The organism is Aestuariivivens sediminicola (assembly GCF_022662015.1).
GTDB lineage: Bacteria > Bacteroidota > Bacteroidia > Flavobacteriales > Flavobacteriaceae > Aestuariivivens > Aestuariivivens sediminicola.
Genome location: NZ_JAKMCM010000002.1, coordinates 446592 through 463331, shown reverse-complemented (window position 1 = coordinate 463331; position 16740 = coordinate 446592). Strand labels below are relative to the sequence as shown.

The 16740-nt window shown below is 38.7% G+C and carries 12 protein-coding genes and 1 tRNA gene; 1 reads left to right on the top strand and 12 read right to left on the bottom strand.

Annotation, left to right across the window (positions count from 1 at the left end; all coding sequences use genetic code 11):
* Positions 1 to 67: 67 nt before the first annotated feature.
* The 5 genes from MR041_RS06875 to MR041_RS06855 all read right to left on the bottom strand — a co-directional run bounded on the left by MR041_RS06875 (position 68) and on the right by MR041_RS06855 (position 5973).
* Positions 68 to 2131: a toxin-antitoxin system YwqK family antitoxin gene (locus MR041_RS06875; protein WP_242092862.1), complete on the bottom strand. Its 2064-nt coding sequence runs from the start codon at positions 2129 to 2131 to the stop codon at positions 68 to 70.
* A 529-nt stretch (positions 2132 to 2660) separates the two neighbouring features.
* Positions 2661 to 2733, bottom strand: a tRNA-Met gene (locus MR041_RS06870).
* Between the two features lie 133 nt (positions 2734 to 2866).
* The gene (locus MR041_RS06865) at positions 2867 to 3049 is read right to left on the bottom strand and encodes a CPXCG motif-containing cysteine-rich protein (protein WP_242092861.1); all 183 of its coding nucleotides are present in this window, start codon (positions 3047 to 3049) and stop codon (positions 2867 to 2869) included.
* 85 nt (positions 3050 to 3134) lie between these two features.
* Positions 3135 to 3965, bottom strand: coding sequence for a leucine-rich repeat domain-containing protein (locus MR041_RS06860; protein WP_242092860.1), 831 nt, complete (start codon positions 3963 to 3965; stop codon positions 3135 to 3137).
* 97 nt (positions 3966 to 4062) lie between these two features.
* Entirely contained in the window at positions 4063 to 5973 is a 1911-nt protein-coding gene (locus MR041_RS06855; RefSeq protein ID WP_242092859.1) for an ABC-F family ATP-binding cassette domain-containing protein, read from the bottom strand.
* 124 nt (positions 5974 to 6097) lie between these two features.
* Between MR041_RS06855 and MR041_RS06850 the strand changes: the two genes are divergently transcribed.
* Positions 6098 to 6487 (top strand): DUF983 domain-containing protein, encoded by a 390-nt coding sequence (locus MR041_RS06850; protein WP_242092858.1) that lies wholly within the window; start codon positions 6098 to 6100, stop codon positions 6485 to 6487.
* 163 nt (positions 6488 to 6650) lie between these two features.
* Here the strand turns inward: MR041_RS06850 and MR041_RS06845 are convergent, their stop codons facing one another.
* The 7 genes from MR041_RS06845 to topA form a co-directional block, all read right to left on the bottom strand.
* Complete coding sequence (locus tag MR041_RS06845) at positions 6651 to 7694, bottom strand: NAD(P)/FAD-dependent oxidoreductase (protein WP_242092857.1); 1044 nt, start codon at positions 7692 to 7694, stop codon at positions 6651 to 6653.
* 259 nt (positions 7695 to 7953) lie between these two features.
* Positions 7954 to 8844: a type IX secretion system ring subunit PorN/GldN gene (gene porN, locus MR041_RS06840; protein WP_242092856.1), complete on the bottom strand. Its 891-nt coding sequence runs from the start codon at positions 8842 to 8844 to the stop codon at positions 7954 to 7956.
* Between the two features lie 189 nt (positions 8845 to 9033).
* Positions 9034 to 10593, bottom strand: coding sequence for a type IX secretion system motor protein PorM/GldM (porM, locus tag MR041_RS06835; protein WP_242092855.1), 1560 nt, complete (start codon positions 10591 to 10593; stop codon positions 9034 to 9036).
* Positions 10594 to 10643: 50 nt separating this feature from the next.
* Positions 10644 to 11279, bottom strand: coding sequence for a type IX secretion system motor protein PorL/GldL (gene porL, locus MR041_RS06830; RefSeq protein WP_242092854.1), 636 nt, complete (start codon positions 11277 to 11279; stop codon positions 10644 to 10646).
* A gap of 76 nt (positions 11280 to 11355) precedes the next feature.
* Positions 11356 to 12717: a T9SS ring complex lipoprotein PorK/GldK gene (gene porK / locus MR041_RS06825; RefSeq protein WP_242092853.1), complete on the bottom strand. Its 1362-nt coding sequence runs from the start codon at positions 12715 to 12717 to the stop codon at positions 11356 to 11358.
* Between the two features lie 160 nt (positions 12718 to 12877).
* A complete protein-coding gene (locus tag MR041_RS06820; protein ID WP_242092852.1) occupies positions 12878 to 14044 on the bottom strand; it encodes a formimidoylglutamase in 1167 nt (388 codons plus the stop codon).
* Between the two features lie 195 nt (positions 14045 to 14239).
* Complete coding sequence (topA, locus tag MR041_RS06815) at positions 14240 to 16720, bottom strand: type I DNA topoisomerase (RefSeq protein ID WP_242092851.1); 2481 nt, start codon at positions 16718 to 16720, stop codon at positions 14240 to 14242.
* Between the last annotated feature and the right edge of the window lie 20 nt (positions 16721 to 16740).

The following is a 16740-nucleotide window of genomic DNA, read 5'->3' as shown; positions in this document are numbered from 1 at the left end:
ATTAGCTCGCTAAAGCTCGTTTGGCCTAAAAGAGGGCCATTACATTCGATACCCAATATAAAAAGCACTAATCTATAGGTCCTTTTTCAATGAGCTTTCCTTCTCTATCAAATCTTTTCCAATCTTGAGTTAATAAACCATTCTTATAATTTCCAATAAATCCTAATTGCCCATTATCATAATATTTCTTGACCTCAAAAGAACGATTGTCCTTGTAATTATTAATTTCTCTTAACTGTCCGTTTTCATAATAGCTTTTCCATTCACCAGAAGGCTGCCCTTCTTTATAATTTTGAATGTCACTTATTTGTCCGTTATCATAATAACTCCTCCACTCCCCATTTGGTTGACCATAATCCTCCATGTAATTTTCAATCCGTCTTAATTGCCCGTTTTGATAATAGTTTTTCCATTCTCCTATCTTTATATCATCATAAATGAAACTTCCTGCTGACTCTAATTGTCCATTATCATAATAGCTCTTGTATTCTAATGTGGAAAGACCTTCCTTATACGTTTTACTATCTTTTAATTGTCCGTTCTCATAATAATGCTTCCATTCTCCTATTTTTATATCACTATACTCTTCCTCTCCATATTCTTCCTCTCTTAAATAGTTTTCTAATGATTCCAATTGTCCATTTTCATAATAGCTTTTCCATTCACCAGAACGATTGCCTTTGAGGGTGAAATTTTCAATCCTATTTAATTGACCGTTTTGATAATAGCGCTTCCATTCTCCTATTTTTTTATCATCATAAACGCCATCGCCATTATAACTTCCTATTGATTCTAGTTGTCCACTTTCATAATAGCTCTTGTACGCTCCGGAACGCTTACCATACTTATAATTTGAAAGCTCCCACAATTGTCCGTTCTCATAATAACGCCTCCATTCCCCTGTCTGTCTATTCAAATAAAAATAATCGTCTTTTGCGTAATCGTCTTTGCTAAAATAATTTCCAATGGATGCTATTTGTCCGTTTTTATAATAATGCTTCCATTCTCCTGTTTTAGTATCAAAATCATCTCTTGCCACAAGATAATTTCCTGTTGATTCCAATTGCCCATTGTCATAATAAGTTTCCCATAGTCCATCTTTAGCACCGTTTATATATTTCTCCTTGCACCGTAACTCTCCATTTTCATGGTACTCTTCCCAAAGCCCGTCTTTTTTTCCATTTATGTAATTCCCCTTGCTTTTAACATGCCCTTCATAACCATATTGTTCATAAAAACCATCCTCAATATCATTCTTAAAATTCACTTTCCTTTCTAACTGTCCATCATAATAGTACTCCCAAAGGCCTTCTTTTTTATCATCTATATAGTTTCCTTTTGATCTTATATTCCCACTGTATGAGTCAAAATCTTCTGAAAGGCCATTTTTTTTATTGTTCTTCCAATATTCTCTTCTATAAAGTTTGCCGTTATAATTATCGTATTCCTCTGACAAACCATCCCTTTCACCATTCTTGAAAGTATGTTTGATGTGTAAATCACCTTCCTTGTTATTTTTTATCCAAACACCATCTTTTCTTCCATCTTTTATAAAGCCTGATATTTCAAAAGTCATATTCTGATTATATTGTTTTACCCCTCCTGTATATAAATTTCCATTGAGGTAGTACAGTTCATTATAATTGCCATCAACCTTTAACTCCAAATCATCATAGGCAACTGTTATATCCTTCTCATCGACTTTTAGTGGTGCTTTCAAATCATATTCGTTATCCAGAGCGCCTCCCTCAAGTGTAAAAACACTGGATTCCCATCCATCCCTGTAATTGGTTTTTACCAAATCGCCATACTCTGAGTACGCCTCACTGTATCCATTTAGGATCCCTTTCGAGTAATTCTTTCTTGCTTCTATCTTACCATCTGGGCGATAATAGGACCATATGCCTTCCTGTAACCCATCTTTAAAGCTACCTGTGAATGCAATCATACCATTCGGTCGTACGTTTTGACAAACACCACTAAAGGGTTCATCGTTGTAATTCATTGTTCCAGCAGTTGTATCATAGTTCAATTCATTGACAGAAACTATTTTTTCCTGTGCATTGCTTTGATTTGTCCCAATTACAAGGAAAGTTGTAAATAATAACACCAATAATCTGGGGTGCCTCATCTTTTTAGTATGTAACTTCATAGGTTGTTCCAATTGAGGTTGGTAAGATAGATAATAATTTAATAGCGAAGAATAAAAAAACCTCCTGAGCATTCAACAGGCTTCTTTGTAGTGGTAACTCCATAGATTCGTCCTGATGCCTCGATGACGCATCGGACCAGAATGGGGGTGGCTTTACAAAGAAAACCCAATGGTAGTGCAATTGTCGGCTTTCTTTTCAAATAAGTAGTTGTAAGTAAAATGACTGGATTGCCGAATTAGCCTGCGGCTTTTCGGCGGACCAGAAAGGGGGAGGTTTTACAAAGAAGCCTGCTGAGACTTTAAAAACATAAATGGTGATTAGGACTTATTATGAGCCGCTGGATTGATTCGTCCCGATGCCTCGGGACTCATCGGACCAGAATGGGGGTGGCTTTACAAAGAAGCCTGAACAGCTTGGCTGTTTAAGGCTTTCTTTTTTCTGCAAGTTGAAGTGAAACTTCACTTGCGACAAAAAGAAAAGCCTCCAGAAAATCTGGAGGCTTCTTTGTAGCGGGAGCTGGACTCGAACCAGCGACCTTCGGGTTATGAGCCCGACGAGCTACCTACTGCTCTATCCCGCGATATATTTTATTCAGTAACAATGTTACTTATTAGTTTTTTAAGGGCAAAATATCAAGACAGCTGTCCCGAAATCTTGGATTGCAAATATACAACCCTTTTTAACTTTATCAAGTATAAATTCAAAAAAATATATTATTGGCCAATGGGTGCCACATGGAAGTCCGTGAGTTCCAAATCTTCAAAACGCATCTCGAATTGTATGGGATTACAGCAGACTTCACAGTCCTCAATGTAGGATTGTCGTGCTATAGAATTGTCCAGTAAAACCGATACGCCCTGCCAACAATAGGGACATACAAAATGATGCTCAATCATAGTTGTAAAAATAAAAAAAGCGGATGATTCAGCCCGTCATCCACTTTTTTTAACTAACTAATTTACTTAAAAAACTATTCTAAAATTACTCTTTTTCTATATCCATATTGGCCGTGGCATTCTGATTCTGAAGTTCCACAAAGATCATGTCAGGTGGATTGTTTCCGGACATTGTGGTAAATTCATTATTTAAATTATTATCGCTTACCATAATGGTGTTTAAGTTTGCCATGTTTATAAACTCAACCGGTAAATCTCCTGTAAACTGGTTGCTTGATAATATTAATTCTTCTAAATTGGTCAACATTGCTATCTCTACCGGAATTTCGCCATCCATCTTATTATCCATAAGACTTAGCTTTTCTAATTTCGATAAGGCATAGATCTGATGCGGTATGGTTCCTGTTAAAAAGTTACTGCCTAAGAGCAACTCCTTTAAATTTGTTAGACCCATCAAACTGTCCGGAATGGCTCCGGATAACTTGTTGCTATATAATTGTAAGGACTCCAGTTTTGATAATTCTCCAATCTCACTTGGGATATTGCCCTCTAACTTATTCATGTAAAGTTCCAAGGATGTGAGTGCTTTTAAATTTTTAATGGATGTCGGTATGGTACCTTCTAATTTATTGAATCCTAAGTTGAGCTTTCTTAGGGATGTTAAATTTCCTATTTCCTGCGGGATGGTACCTTGCAGGTTGTTGAACCATAAATTGATTTCAACGACTCTGTCGTTTTCTACTTTTACACCGAACCAGGCATCAACAGAGGCCTCCAGGTCCCAGGTGGTATTCCACTCACTGCCATTGGCAGCCTTGTACAGGGCAACCAGCGCATCCTTTTCCGTTTGTAAAACGCCGGCAAATGTGTAAAAGGAAATACATAAGCAGGCAATAGTTAGCTTTAAGGTCTTCATATCGAGTAAATTTGGGATTAATTCTCACAACGAAAATACTTGATATATAGCCTAAATGCTATTTTATTCGATGAAATACATGAAATTTTAACAATTCTCAATCGACAAACTGCTCGATTTCCAGTTGAATTTCCTCCCATTTTTGCATTAAGTCCTGCAAATCTGTTTTCATTTTTTGATAATTATCGAAGAAATCAGGCTCTGAAGTCACCTCCTGATAATTAATTTCGAGTTCCAGATCGACGCTTTTTATGTCTTTTTCCAACTGACCAATCTTCGCCTCAACACTGCTCAACTTATTGTTTAGGGACTTTAATTTCTTTTGGGTTTCGTAAGACTGCTGCTTTTTCTCTCTGGGTTGCTCTTTTACCACGGTTCGCTTTTCAACCTCCCGCAAATTCTCCACATTTCTGGATTCCAGGTAATAATCTATATCCCCTAGATATTCCTTGATCTTTCGATCCTTGAATTCGTAGACCTTATTGGATAAGCCCTGAAGGAAATCCCGATCGTGAGAGACCAGAATTAAGGTGCCCTGATAGTGTTTTAAGGCCTCCTTGAGGACCTGCTTCGATTTCATATCCAAATGATTGGTAGGCTCATCCATAATCAAAACATTGAAGGGCTGCAGCATTAATTTTGCCAGTGCCAATCGGTTTCTTTCCCCTCCTGAAAGTACCCTCACATACTTTTCTACCTCATCTCCTCGAAACAGGAAAGATCCTAAAATATCCCTTACCTTACTTCTATTCGATTCATTGGCCGCATCAATCATGGTGTCCAGCACTGTTTTATTCCCGTCCAAATACTCCGCCTGATTTTGTGCAAAATACCCTATTTGTACGTTATGCCCCAGTTTTAAACGTCCCTCATGTTTTATTTCACCGACTATAATTTTAGCCAGAGTCGATTTTCCCTGACCATTCTGTCCGACGAAGGCTGTTTTACTGTCGCGCTCTATAAGCAGATTGACATCCTTTAATACCTGATTTGACCCATAGTTCTTGGAAACCTGATGCGCTTCAATAACCACCTTACCGGGAACTACCGAAACCGGGAAGTGCAAGGTCATCACACTATGGTCATGCTCATCTACTTCAATACGCTCGATGCGATCAAGTTTCTTTATCAACGACTGGGCCATTGAGGCCTTCGAAGCTTTAGCCCTGAACTTTTCAATGAGCTTTTCGGTATGCTCAATTTGTTTTTGTTGGTTTTTTTGAGAGGCTAACTGCTGTGTTTTCAACTCCTCCCTCAAGACCATATATTTGGAGTACGGCTTGGGGTAATCATAGATGCGTCCCGATGAAATTTCAATGGTGCGATTGGTCACATTATCCAAAAACATTTTATCATGCGATACAATAACCACAGCTCCTGCATAATTTTTTAAAAAGCCTTCTAACCATATAATGGATTCTATATCCAAATGGTTGGTAGGCTCATCCAGCAAGAGAATGTCGTTATTCTGCAACAACAATTTTGCAAGTTCAATGCGCATACGCCACCCCCCTGAAAAGGTATCTGTCAGCATGTTAAAATCATCGCGCTGAAACCCTAAGCCCTGGAGAATCTTTTCGGTATTGCCCTGATAGTTGTACCCGCCCAGTATTTCATATTGATGTTGCAATTCGTTAACATCGACCATCAGTTGATGATAGGCCTCACTCTCATAATCGCTGCGTTCGGCCAACTGGGTGTTGATATCCTCCAACTGTGCCTCTATGTCTTTGATCTCCTTAAAGGCTTCATAGGATTCCTCTAAGACCGTCTTCCCATATTCGAAATCGATGTCCTGTTTTAAAAATCCTATTTTTAAGGTTTTATCGGTGGCAATCTGCCCCGTATCCGGTTCCATTTCTCGAGATAATATCCGAAGTAAGGTCGACTTTCCAGCACCATTTTTACCAATTAGACCCACGCGATCACCATTACCCAGTTTAAAGGTAAGATCCTGAAACAGGTATTCCCCCTGGAATGAAATCGATAAATTGTGGATGTTCATCATAGAAATGTAACTTTTATTACCTTGCCTTTATCTCAAAGACGTAATTTTACCCGCCTATTGCGGTATTACAGCAACTTATTGTTTTGGGTATTAGCAATGGCGTCTGCAAAAATACATAAATAAAATGTTTAAAAAAGGTCATAAACTATACAGTATCATCAACGGTTCATGTCCCAAATGCCATGAAGAATCGATGTTTAAGAATAAAAATCCCTACATCCTTTCCGAAATTCTCGATATGCATGATACCTGTAGCAATTGTGGAACGAAATATAAAATCGAACCCTCGTTTTTTTATGGCTCCATGTATGTGAGCTATGCCGTAGGTATTGCCTTCGCCACAGCGGCCTTTATCATTTCATTTTTTGTTTTTAAGGCTTCTGTAAATGGAATATTTATATCAATAATTTTGACGCTTATTGTATTCCTGCCCATTATTATCAGGGTTTCCCGGAACATCTGGATTAACTTCTTTATGCATTACGATAAATCTCTGGCGAAGAAAAATGTGTGATGACACTGATATCCCGATTTAGCCAGGAAAGCGACTAGATGTTATTTTTCCAAGTTTTCAGGCTCTGATTTACTTTTACACCGATGTTCATCAATGCCCTAATTGTATAGAAATGGGTGTCCGCACAGCTTATTCGAAGGTGAAATATTCAGAAACCCAATCCTTACTTATCAAACCTACAGATATCGATTTCCTTATCCAATGGTGTATTATGTTCCATAAATTCGAATAGCTGTCCAGCAACATATGGGCCGATCATAACACCCCTTGTCCCCAGACCGTTAAGCACATATAAATGCCTATGAGCACTATGCCTGCCAACTAAGGGTCGCCTATCCTTAACCGTCGGACGAATACCGGCAACATGGTTGATCACCTCAAACGAACAGTTTATTAGCGTTTTTAACTTCTCCACCAGATCAGACCTTGCTTTATCCGTTATGTCATGGGAGGTATCCCCCCGGCCATACGTAGCACCGACCAAATAGGTATCCTGCTGTAAGGGGATTAAAAAAACAGGTCCTTTGAGAACGTAATCTATTTTCAAATCGGGAGCATGAATCGTCAGCAATTCACCTTTGGTCGGCAAGAGTGGCAGGTCTTTAAAATACGGGTTTTTGTGCATCCCATATCCTTCTGCGAAGATTACTCCTCTAGCTGCTATATTCTTATAGGTCAACATAGTATCTGAACTATTCAGAATACTGTGATTAAAAGCGTCTTTAATATAGGTCCCTGCTCCTTTGAGTTCTTCGGTATAGGCCTTAATCAGGTTGATCACATCGATCCTACCGGTTTGGTTCACCTTTCCAAAACCAAAAGGTGCATTAACCGCCACATTATCATTTTTTATGAGTGTTGTATTGAGATAGTCGGTCAGTTCAGGCTTGTCTGAAGCTGTAAACCAATTGTTTTGTTCCTTAATGGAATCGAACTTACGGTAAACCGAAATAGGCCTTATGACATTGATATGAAGTCGTTCCTCTATGGATTTATAGTGCTTTAAAGCGATGTTCAATTGGACCTTGCTTTTCCAAACGGGTGTAAATCGCTTTAAAACGACAGGATTGTAGAGTCCGCCGGCAACCCATGAGGATCTTTGAGAGCCATCGTCAAAAACAACGAAGGTTTTGTTATGGGCTCGAAGCTGTTCACAAATGCCAATCCCAGCCAATCCCAGACCAACCACTATATAATCGACTTTCATCTTGCGAAGATAATGAGAATTAAAATGTTCTTTAAAATTATCAAATGGTCAGTTTTGAAGATGTGCTATCTTGAATATATGATAAAGAAACGACAAGCCTCATATCGCTTCTGTTGCAGTTATCAATAAATGGAATCCATTAGTCTGTGTCTGGGATCAGACTAATAGAAAGCGATATAGTTATCGTCCTTCTAGAAGTCCCATAAAAAAACGCCCACATAACGTGGGCGTTTTCCTTTAATTACCTTGTGTGACTTCATTAGTAAGTCCACATATCGAGTTCAAAATCGCGAATTTTTGTTTTAATTCTATCGGACTCCAATAATTGCATTAATGCATTTTGGGCGATATATTCGTTCACTTTTCGATCACCTTGGACATTTTCTTCAGCATATATGAGTGCATTGAAACGTCGTGAATTCAAAATATGATCGAAAGTGAATGGTATGGCACTATTTTCATTGTTAAATGCTTTGGCATCATGCAGCACCTCCCTCGCATCGGGGAAGAACACCCAAAACAGTTCCACTAAATCGGGGTTCTCATCATCGATGAAGTTGACATCGGGTGCGACCGGAGCAATACCTAAAAGACGATATTTCATTTCGGCCTGACGCTTATCAAAGTACCACAAGCCAACAATACGGTATTCCTCTATATTTGCGGCTGTGATATTTCGTCTGTCAATATATTCGGCAGACAATTCCTCTCCGGCGTTCAGCTGTTCTATACCCAATTCGGTCGTATCAACTTTTACCAAAGCAGCTTCGATATCTTTTAAGGTACGTTTTGTAGTGAAATACGAATCATCATAAATGTTTTCTATATTACCATTTTTGATGTTTTTCATTAATACATCGTACAACGACCTTCTATTGCTGCCAATATTATTGGTATCGATTGGATAATATAATGGGAAGTTAGCCCGCTCGTCGAGGACTATTTTCTCCCAAACCTTTTTGGAAAATAAAATATCTCTATCATCTACATAACCATAAGGTAAAGGTTCATCATTATCGATAGCCTTCTGTAATTCTGTTCTTACACCTATTTCGTCAGGTGATTTGGCATTCAATATATTGGCCTGAGCAAATACTTGTGATGCAACAAAAACAGTTATAACGGTTAATAAAAAACTTTTAAAATTCATGTGTTCAATTTTATATTTCATCTGTTATATTCTACCCTTTTCAAAGGTCAGATGGAATGTACTAATTCAATTTATCTACTTCTTTCGATAAAACTTTATTAAGCTCATTTCACAATCCAACTTGGGGCTGTGCCTGGCACAGATTTGTAACAGCTATAACTCCTTAGAAGTTATAGCCGTTATTCTATTTTAATTTGTAAGCTCAATGATTACGGGTGATACTTTCTTAAGTATAACACTAACACCTCCTGCTTTAGCCTCGATATCAAATATCTGAACATCTGATCCGCGTTTGGCTTTGCGTAATGCATTTTTCGCTCTGCTGTCTAACTTATTTCCACTAACATTAATGGTTGGTTGACCTGATACTTTAAATTTAAACCCGGTTACACGTAATGGTAATTCAAAGTCGAAATCATCGAATTTCGCACCGACAGTAGAAATTTCAAGACTCTGACGCTGCATTTTTGTTTGCCCGTCCTCACCTCTGATCGTTCCTGTTGGTTTAGGTAAATCCTTTATTCTGAAAGTAGCATTATCACTAACGGTTTGTCCATCAGGTAATTTACCGGATACGTTAATGGTTACTTCTCTGCCTTTTACAGTAGTCACATCCATAACATACTTACTTCCGCTAACCCGAGATAAACCTTGTGCTCTTGCAGATACATTGTTATCGGAAACTCCCGCAAAAGAAATGGTCATTGGGTTTTTAACACCACGATATACCACGTTCATTTTGTCTGCAGAAATAGTTGCTGCATTCGGTTTTGGAACTGTAGCAAAGGAAGATGATACCGGAACTTCAATTTCAGCGCCATCCTGGGCGAAGATTAGTTTTCCTTCAATTTTGTGCTCACCCGGATTACCGGTTCCAACACTCAATTTTACCTTACCATCTTCAATGGTGTATTGTGATTCTGTTAATGGTCTGCCATCTAAAGTTAATTCAACTCTATTTGGTTTGGTGGTAGCATCTTTTCTACCCAGAACAATCTGACCATCAAAAGTCTCTCCATTAAAGTACGCTGATTTCGACGTTTCCAATAAGGTTGTATAGTTTGTCATTGAAACCTCACTGGTCAATGTTCCCTGTAACATATTGGATAACACTTCAGATTCCGTTGTTTTAATATCAGCTTGAAGTTGTGTCATTTTTGTCAAAGATGCCACCAGTGGGAAACCTTTATAGTGGTGTTCTAACCAGTGTACTTCTCCGGCTGCTCTTTTAACCGGGTCAGTTCCAAATTTTGTGTTCACATCTTTTACAATGTCCTGCATACCTGGTTCATCCGCTAAAACATTAGCTACACCATCTCTAAAAGCGGCCATTTGTGCCATGAATTCCTCTCCTCCGGGTTTCAATTTGTCACCTTTGAAAAAGTTTTCATCCAAATAATCGCCTTTGTCCATGATTTCATAATCGGTAGGATCGTCTACCGTACTGGACATCTTTGATTTTAAATCTTCCAGGTAACTGTTAAAGTTAGTCGCCAATTCCTTAATTTGAAGGGCCTTGTCCTTTAACGGTTCATATTTGTCTTTCTGATCTATTGCCTTTTGTTCAAGACTAGCAATAAAAGCAGTATTACGTTCGGCAGCCGCTTGATTGGACTCCGTCAATTTTTCGTTCATTAATCCAAAGGCAGAAAGGACTTCTTTCGACATATTTAAAGCTAGCATCGCTATAAATATTAAATACATCAAATTGATCATCTTCTGTCTTGGAGATAAATTTGCTTGTGCCATAACTAATTAGGATTTTTGGTTAATTAATATAAACTTGGGTAAATCCCTAATTAGCTTTTATTCATTGCAGACAACATACCACCGTAAACCCCATTCAATGAGGACAGGTTGGATGCCAATGATTGCATTTGTTCTTTTAATTTAGCAGCATTTTCTACAGACTCTTCATTAATAGCGGCTTGCTTATTGATACTTTCCAACTGTACTTTATACAAGCTATTTAATGATTCCATCTGAGCAGCAGCTAATGACAATTCTTCACCGTATTTCTTAGTCGCCTGAATAGAGTCTACCGTTGGTGAAATACTCTTGGCAGCACCTTCGAAATTCTTAATGCTGTCTCCTAAACTGGATAACAATTCGCCATCTATCTTAGCTTCTTTTAATAGCTCATCCAATTTTTTAGATAATAGACCCTGAGCGTCCTTAGGTTCTTTTTTATTTGCTTCTCCTCCAGCTAATTCAGGATATACCAGAGACCAATCTAAATCGTCGTCTACCGGTTCGAAAGCTGAGATTGCAAAGATGATTGCCTCGGTAACTAAACCGATGGTTAACATTACATTTCCTGTTAGCGGTCCAATTTCAAAATGTATGATTTTGAATAACGCTCCAACAATTACGATTGATGCTCCTAGACCATAAGCTAAATTCATAAACTTTTTACTTGCTCTTGACTGTGCCATAATTTTCGATTTTTAAATGTTAAGTATGAATACTTAAGTAGGTTAATTAATAGTGTTTATAATTGATTTGATTTAATTACTTACCGTTTTTTGTCACTTTTGTCCCCATGTAATCTTGAACGGTTCTGAATCCTATATACGATCTTGCCGAATCGGCATATTCATAATCTCTTGTACTGACCTGCAAGAAATAGGCAACGTCTTTCCATGATCCACCACGAACCACTTTACGCTGATTTCGCGTGTCATTTACATTAGGATTTACAGTTGAAACATATTCGTAGGAACCTGGATCGTATGAAGCATTTACCCATTCCGATACGTTCCCAGCCATGTTGTACAGATTGTAGTCATTCGGCTCATAGGAGTCAGCCTCCACGGTATATAAGGCCTGATCTGCGGCATAGTCGCCACGTACAGGTTTAAAGTTGGCCATAAAACAACCTCTATCATTCTTGGCATAAGGTCCTCCCCATGGGAAAGTTGCACCTCTCAGGCCACCTCTTGCCGCATATTCCCACTCGGCCTCAGAAGGCAATCGGAAAGCATTGACGAAATGCGCTCCTTTTTTACTCTTTTGGTAGGCATTTTTGTTCAATGTACGCCACTGACAAAATGCTTTCGCCTGTTTCCAGGTCACTCCAACTACCGGATAATCGCCATAGGCATCATGCCAAAAGTAATCGTTGTGCATGGGTTCATTATAGGAATATGAAAAATCTCTTATCCAGGTTGTGGTATCAGGATATACTTCTACGTCTTCTTTTCTTATGACATCCTTACGGGTTAAGGATCTGTCCTTGGCCGCCTTCTGAATGTCCATATAGGTATATTGGAACTTGAACTTTTTAACATCCCAGGTGCGTTGTCCGTTATAAGACTCCTCCATGGGCAGATACATGGTATCCATAACTTCGGAATAATATTCATCCGGATACTCGGCTGTATCAAATATCAGGTCGACATCGTGATTTAATTTGTAGCCTTCGTAAGGATCTTCTCCTAAACCGAAGTAGTTATCGTGCATGTACTTCTCATACGCGGTCATATTAGCGGTATCGGCATCCTTAAATGCGAATTCTCCAATACCACCGTCTTCTTGAGTTAAACCGACCTCATCTGCTAATATGGCTAATTTCGTTCTTATGATAGAATCTCTTACCCAATTTACAAATTGTCGGTACTCACTGTTTGTTATTTCCGTTTCATCCATATAAAACGCCCTGACAGTAACGGTTTTTGCCGGTGCATTTTGCACACCTGCCAGGTCATCGTCCGCTTTACCCATAGTAAATGCGCCACCCGGAACCAATTCCATACCATATGGCTTTTCTGGATGCCACTTCTTTCCTTTAACACCAACAAGTTCGCCTCTATCCTTAGAGCCACAACTTGCGAACAGTGTTAGTAATGTGGTTAATAAAATAAACTTCTTCATATCCATGTAAAACTCGAGGTTAATTATTCAGCTTAAATATTGAGAGCGTAAACATATTTATATATTTTTTAATAAGCAACTTTTTTTCTAAAAAAAATACGTTTTATCGTAAAAAAGAAGCATTTCGTCGATAAAATACTCGATGAACAACACAAATTCATCAAACACAATTCTTTTGAAACGCCTTGAACCATCGGTCCGGAACCACGTTATTACAAGCCTCAACATAATCCTGATGCATGCAAGGTAATAACGTATGTCTCTTTAATTTATTATTGACATCGTTTAAAAAAGGGATTTCAATCCACCAACGTCCTGTTTTATTACTTTTATAAAAGATCAATTCCTGCGAATCCACTAAGGTTATAAACTTCTGGAAGTTATTTTCATTTGAAAAATCGTCATCCTTAACCCTGAAGTTTACACCCTCTATGAAATACCATAATATTTGCGCCACCAGCATCGATGTTATTTCATCGTCCTTTGATGGTTTATATTCATAAACCCCGAATGAGGACACCTTATTGCTTATTCCGGCATATCGAGATATGGCACATATTTCCTTTCCGTCCAGCCCATTTGGGGAGTGCTTTTGATTTAAACTCAATTCTGAACTCTTCACAGATCCGAGATCGATACTCACTAAATTCGCGTCACGCAACACTGGTTCAGCCAGGGTAATATCATTTGATACTTGCCCCAATCTATACGCTTCGAAGTAAAGTCTGTCCATTAAATCAATTTCCTCCTGAGAATTAAAATAGGTTTGATAGCCTATTGTAGCGTAGTTAAAAAGATTATAAGGTTGATCTAATATAATTTTACCTACAAAGCTAGTATTCTTTATGGGCTTACTGGAATCACCTAAATCAAATTTACTATCCACATTAACAATGTTCACCATGGGTATAATATCGTCATAAGCCCGGTAGTTTGCATAAGTAAGATCTTGTGTCCCCCCGATAATTACAGGTATTATATCTTTTCTTATCAATTCTGAAATTGCCGTTTTCAATGCAAAATAGGTGTCCTCTACACTTTCTCCCTTATGGATATCCCCCAAATCGGCAATACTCGTGGTCCAACTTCCCGGGAAAAGCTCATAAAAGGCCTTTCTGATCTCATTCAATTGAAACTCCTCACCTATATAATTCACATCATTTCTGTTTTCCAATACACCTATAATGGCAATCTTCACATTGTCCAGGTCCGGTATACCATGTTGCGAAGAATGAATGCGAAGCTTTTTACCTAAAGCTTGAGTAGACAACAACTCATTATGAGCAAGTACCACGTCAGAAACTGGGGTAAGGAAAGTAAAATTCATAACGAAATATTAAGTAAGCCTTTATTTTTACCCAATGCATTTAAGGGGTCAACTACACAAATATCACAAGAATAAATGGTTTTTACCACCTATTTACATTAAAATAATCGAGAATTACGGATACAATAAAAATCCTTATATCAATTTACTGTTTACGAAAATCTTAAGGGCGAATCACCTGTAGAATTACAATTCTTATTTCTTAGATTTTCTTTTGGTCGTCTTTTTCTTTGTGGAATTGGCTTCGATTATGGCTTTGGCATCATCCAAACTCATTTGACTCACATCTACGGTTTTTGCGAGTTCTACTTTCGTTTTTCCTTTTATAACATGGTGCCTGCCCCATCGCGCTTTCTCCACACGAATCCCTGCATCTGCCCAATTATGAACCAGTTTATCCTTTTCCTTTTGAATTTTATCTTCAATGAGTTCTATGATGTCCCCTTCCGATAAATTGTCCCAATCGTATTTTCTACCAACATTCACGAACATATTGTTCCATTTAATAAATGGTCCGAAACGTCCTTTTCCCTTTTGTACAGGTAGCCCCTTATACATATAAATAGGGGCATCAGCCTTTTTCTTTTCTTCGATGAGCTCTATGGCCTCATCCAATTCTATACTTAATGGATCTGTTCCGTTAGGAAGGGAAACAAAAGATTTCCCAAATCTTACATAGGGTCCAAAACGTCCATTATTGACTTCTACATTTTCGCCTTTATAACTGCCTAAAGATTTCGGCAGCTTAAACAAATCCATTGCCTCCTCAAAAGTGATGCTGTTTAATTGCTGCTCTGGGGTAAGACTCGCAAACAATGGTTTTTCATCGTCTTCCACCGTTCCAATTTGAACCATAGGCCCGAACTTACCGAGACGTACACTAACCTGTCGGCCCGTTTTTGGATCGGTCCCCAAAATACGTTCCCCTGATTCCCGGTCGGCATTTTCCTTAACATCTTCCACCTGTGGATGAAAATCCGCATAGAAGGATTTCATCATATGGGTCCAATCTTCCTTTCCATCGGCAATATCATCGAAATCCGATTCTACCTTGGCTGTAAAATTGTAATCCAAAATATGTTCGAAGTGATTCACAAGGAAATCTGTAACGATCATCCCTATATCCGTGGGCACCAATTTGCCTTTATCCGATCCTACCTTTTCAGTCAGTATTTTTTCTTTCACCACCCCCTTCTTCAATGTTAACTGTGCATATTTACGAGGTTCGCCACCAATACTTCCCTTTTCTACATAATTCCTATTTTGAATGGTTGAAATGGTTGGCGCATAGGTCGATGGTCTTCCAATTCCCAACTCTTCTAATTTCTTTACCAAAGATGCCTCGGTATAACGCGCCGGCGGACGGGTATAGCGTTCGGTGGCTGTTATGAAATTATTGAATAGTCTTTCATTTACGCTTAGGGCAGGCAGAATCCCATCTTGTTCTTCAAATTCATCATCGGTACCTTCTAAATAGACTTTTAAAAATCCATCAAAGGTGATCACCTCTCCACTGGCCGTAAAGGTTTCGTTGTGAGAAGTGGTTTCAATTTTTACATTGGTTCTTTCCAGTTGGGCCTCACTCATTTGAGACGCAATTGCCCTTTTCCAAATTAAATCGTACAACCTCGCTTGATCCTTGTCTACCGTTACGGATGACATTGAAAAATCTGTTGGGCGTATGGCTTCATGGGCGTCTTGGGCCCCTTTTGTTTTTCCTTTGTAATTTCTTGGTTTACTGTAACGCGAACCATAGGTTGCTTCTATTTCCTTTTGAGCTCCTCTCCTCGCTTCATCAGACAGATTTACGCTATCGGTCCTCATGTATGTTATTAAACCCGATTCGTATAAGCGCTGGGCTACGGTCATCGTCTTGCTCACTGAAAAGTATAATTTACGGGAGGCTTCTTGTTGAAGGGTTGATGTAGTAAAAGGTGCTGCTGGTGATTTTTTTACCGGTTTTTTCTCTAAATCGGCGACATTAAATTGGGCCGAAATATTTTTTTGCAGGAATTGCTGAGCATCGGCTTTTGTTGGGAAATTTTTCGGCAGTTTCGCTTTAAAGGATTGGCCATCTTCATTTGAAAATTCGGCATCAATGCGATAGGACGCTTCAGGTTTAAAGTCTTGTATTTCACGCTCTCTCTCTACAATTAAACGCACTGAAACCGATTGAACACGCCCGGCAGATAAACCGCCTTTGACCTTGCGCCATAATACAGGCGACAATTCATATCCCACTATTCTGTCCAACACCCGACGCGCCTGCTGTGCGTCGACCAAATCATAATCAATTCCCCTGGGGTTCTCAATGGCCTTTTGAATTGCGGATTTTGTTATTTCATGAAAAACGATTCGCTTGGTTCTGGCTTTATCCAATTTTAAGGCTTCTGCCAGATGCCAGGCTATAGCCTCTCCCTCTCGATCCTCATCACTGGCCAACCAAATTGTCTCTGCTTTATTGGCAAGTTCCTTTAACTTTTTAACTATTGCTCTTTTATCCTTGGATATTTCATATTTTGGCTTAAAATCACCGTCAACATTCACACCTAACTCCTTGGAGGGAAGATCTGAAATGTGTCCAAAGCTCGATTCAACCTTAAAATCCTTTCCTAAAAATTTTTCAATTGTTCTGGCCTTCGCCGGTGATTCTACTATTACTAAATTCTTTGCCATACTCGATTTTTCAAGCTACA

Excerpts from the sequence above, each read along its gene's own strand:
- MR041_RS06875 (WP_242092862.1), bottom strand. The coding sequence starts at position 2,131 with ATGAGGCACCCCAGATTATTGGTGTTATTATTTACAACTTTCCTTGTA.
- MR041_RS06865 (WP_242092861.1), bottom strand. The coding sequence starts at position 3,049 with ATGATTGAGCATCATTTTGTATGTCCCTATTGTTGGCAGGGCGTATCG.
- MR041_RS06860 (WP_242092860.1), bottom strand. The coding sequence starts at position 3,965 with ATGAAGACCTTAAAGCTAACTATTGCCTGCTTATGTATTTCCTTTTAC.
- MR041_RS06855 (WP_242092859.1), bottom strand. The coding sequence starts at position 5,973 with ATGATGAACATCCACAATTTATCGATTTCATTCCAGGGGGAATACCTG.
- MR041_RS06850 (WP_242092858.1), top strand. The coding sequence starts at position 6,098 with ATGTTTAAAAAAGGTCATAAACTATACAGTATCATCAACGGTTCATGT.
- MR041_RS06845 (WP_242092857.1), bottom strand. The coding sequence starts at position 7,694 with ATGAAAGTCGATTATATAGTGGTTGGTCTGGGATTGGCTGGGATTGGC.
- porN (WP_242092856.1), bottom strand. The coding sequence starts at position 8,844 with ATGAATTTTAAAAGTTTTTTATTAACCGTTATAACTGTTTTTGTTGCA.
- porM (WP_242092855.1), bottom strand. The coding sequence starts at position 10,593 with ATGGCACAAGCAAATTTATCTCCAAGACAGAAGATGATCAATTTGATG.
- porL (WP_242092854.1), bottom strand. The coding sequence starts at position 11,279 with ATGGCACAGTCAAGAGCAAGTAAAAAGTTTATGAATTTAGCTTATGGT.
- porK (WP_242092853.1), bottom strand. The coding sequence starts at position 12,717 with ATGAAGAAGTTTATTTTATTAACCACATTACTAACACTGTTCGCAAGT.
- MR041_RS06820 (WP_242092852.1), bottom strand. The coding sequence starts at position 14,044 with ATGAATTTTACTTTCCTTACCCCAGTTTCTGACGTGGTACTTGCTCAT.
- topA (WP_242092851.1), bottom strand. The coding sequence starts at position 16,720 with ATGGCAAAGAATTTAGTAATAGTAGAATCACCGGCGAAGGCCAGAACA.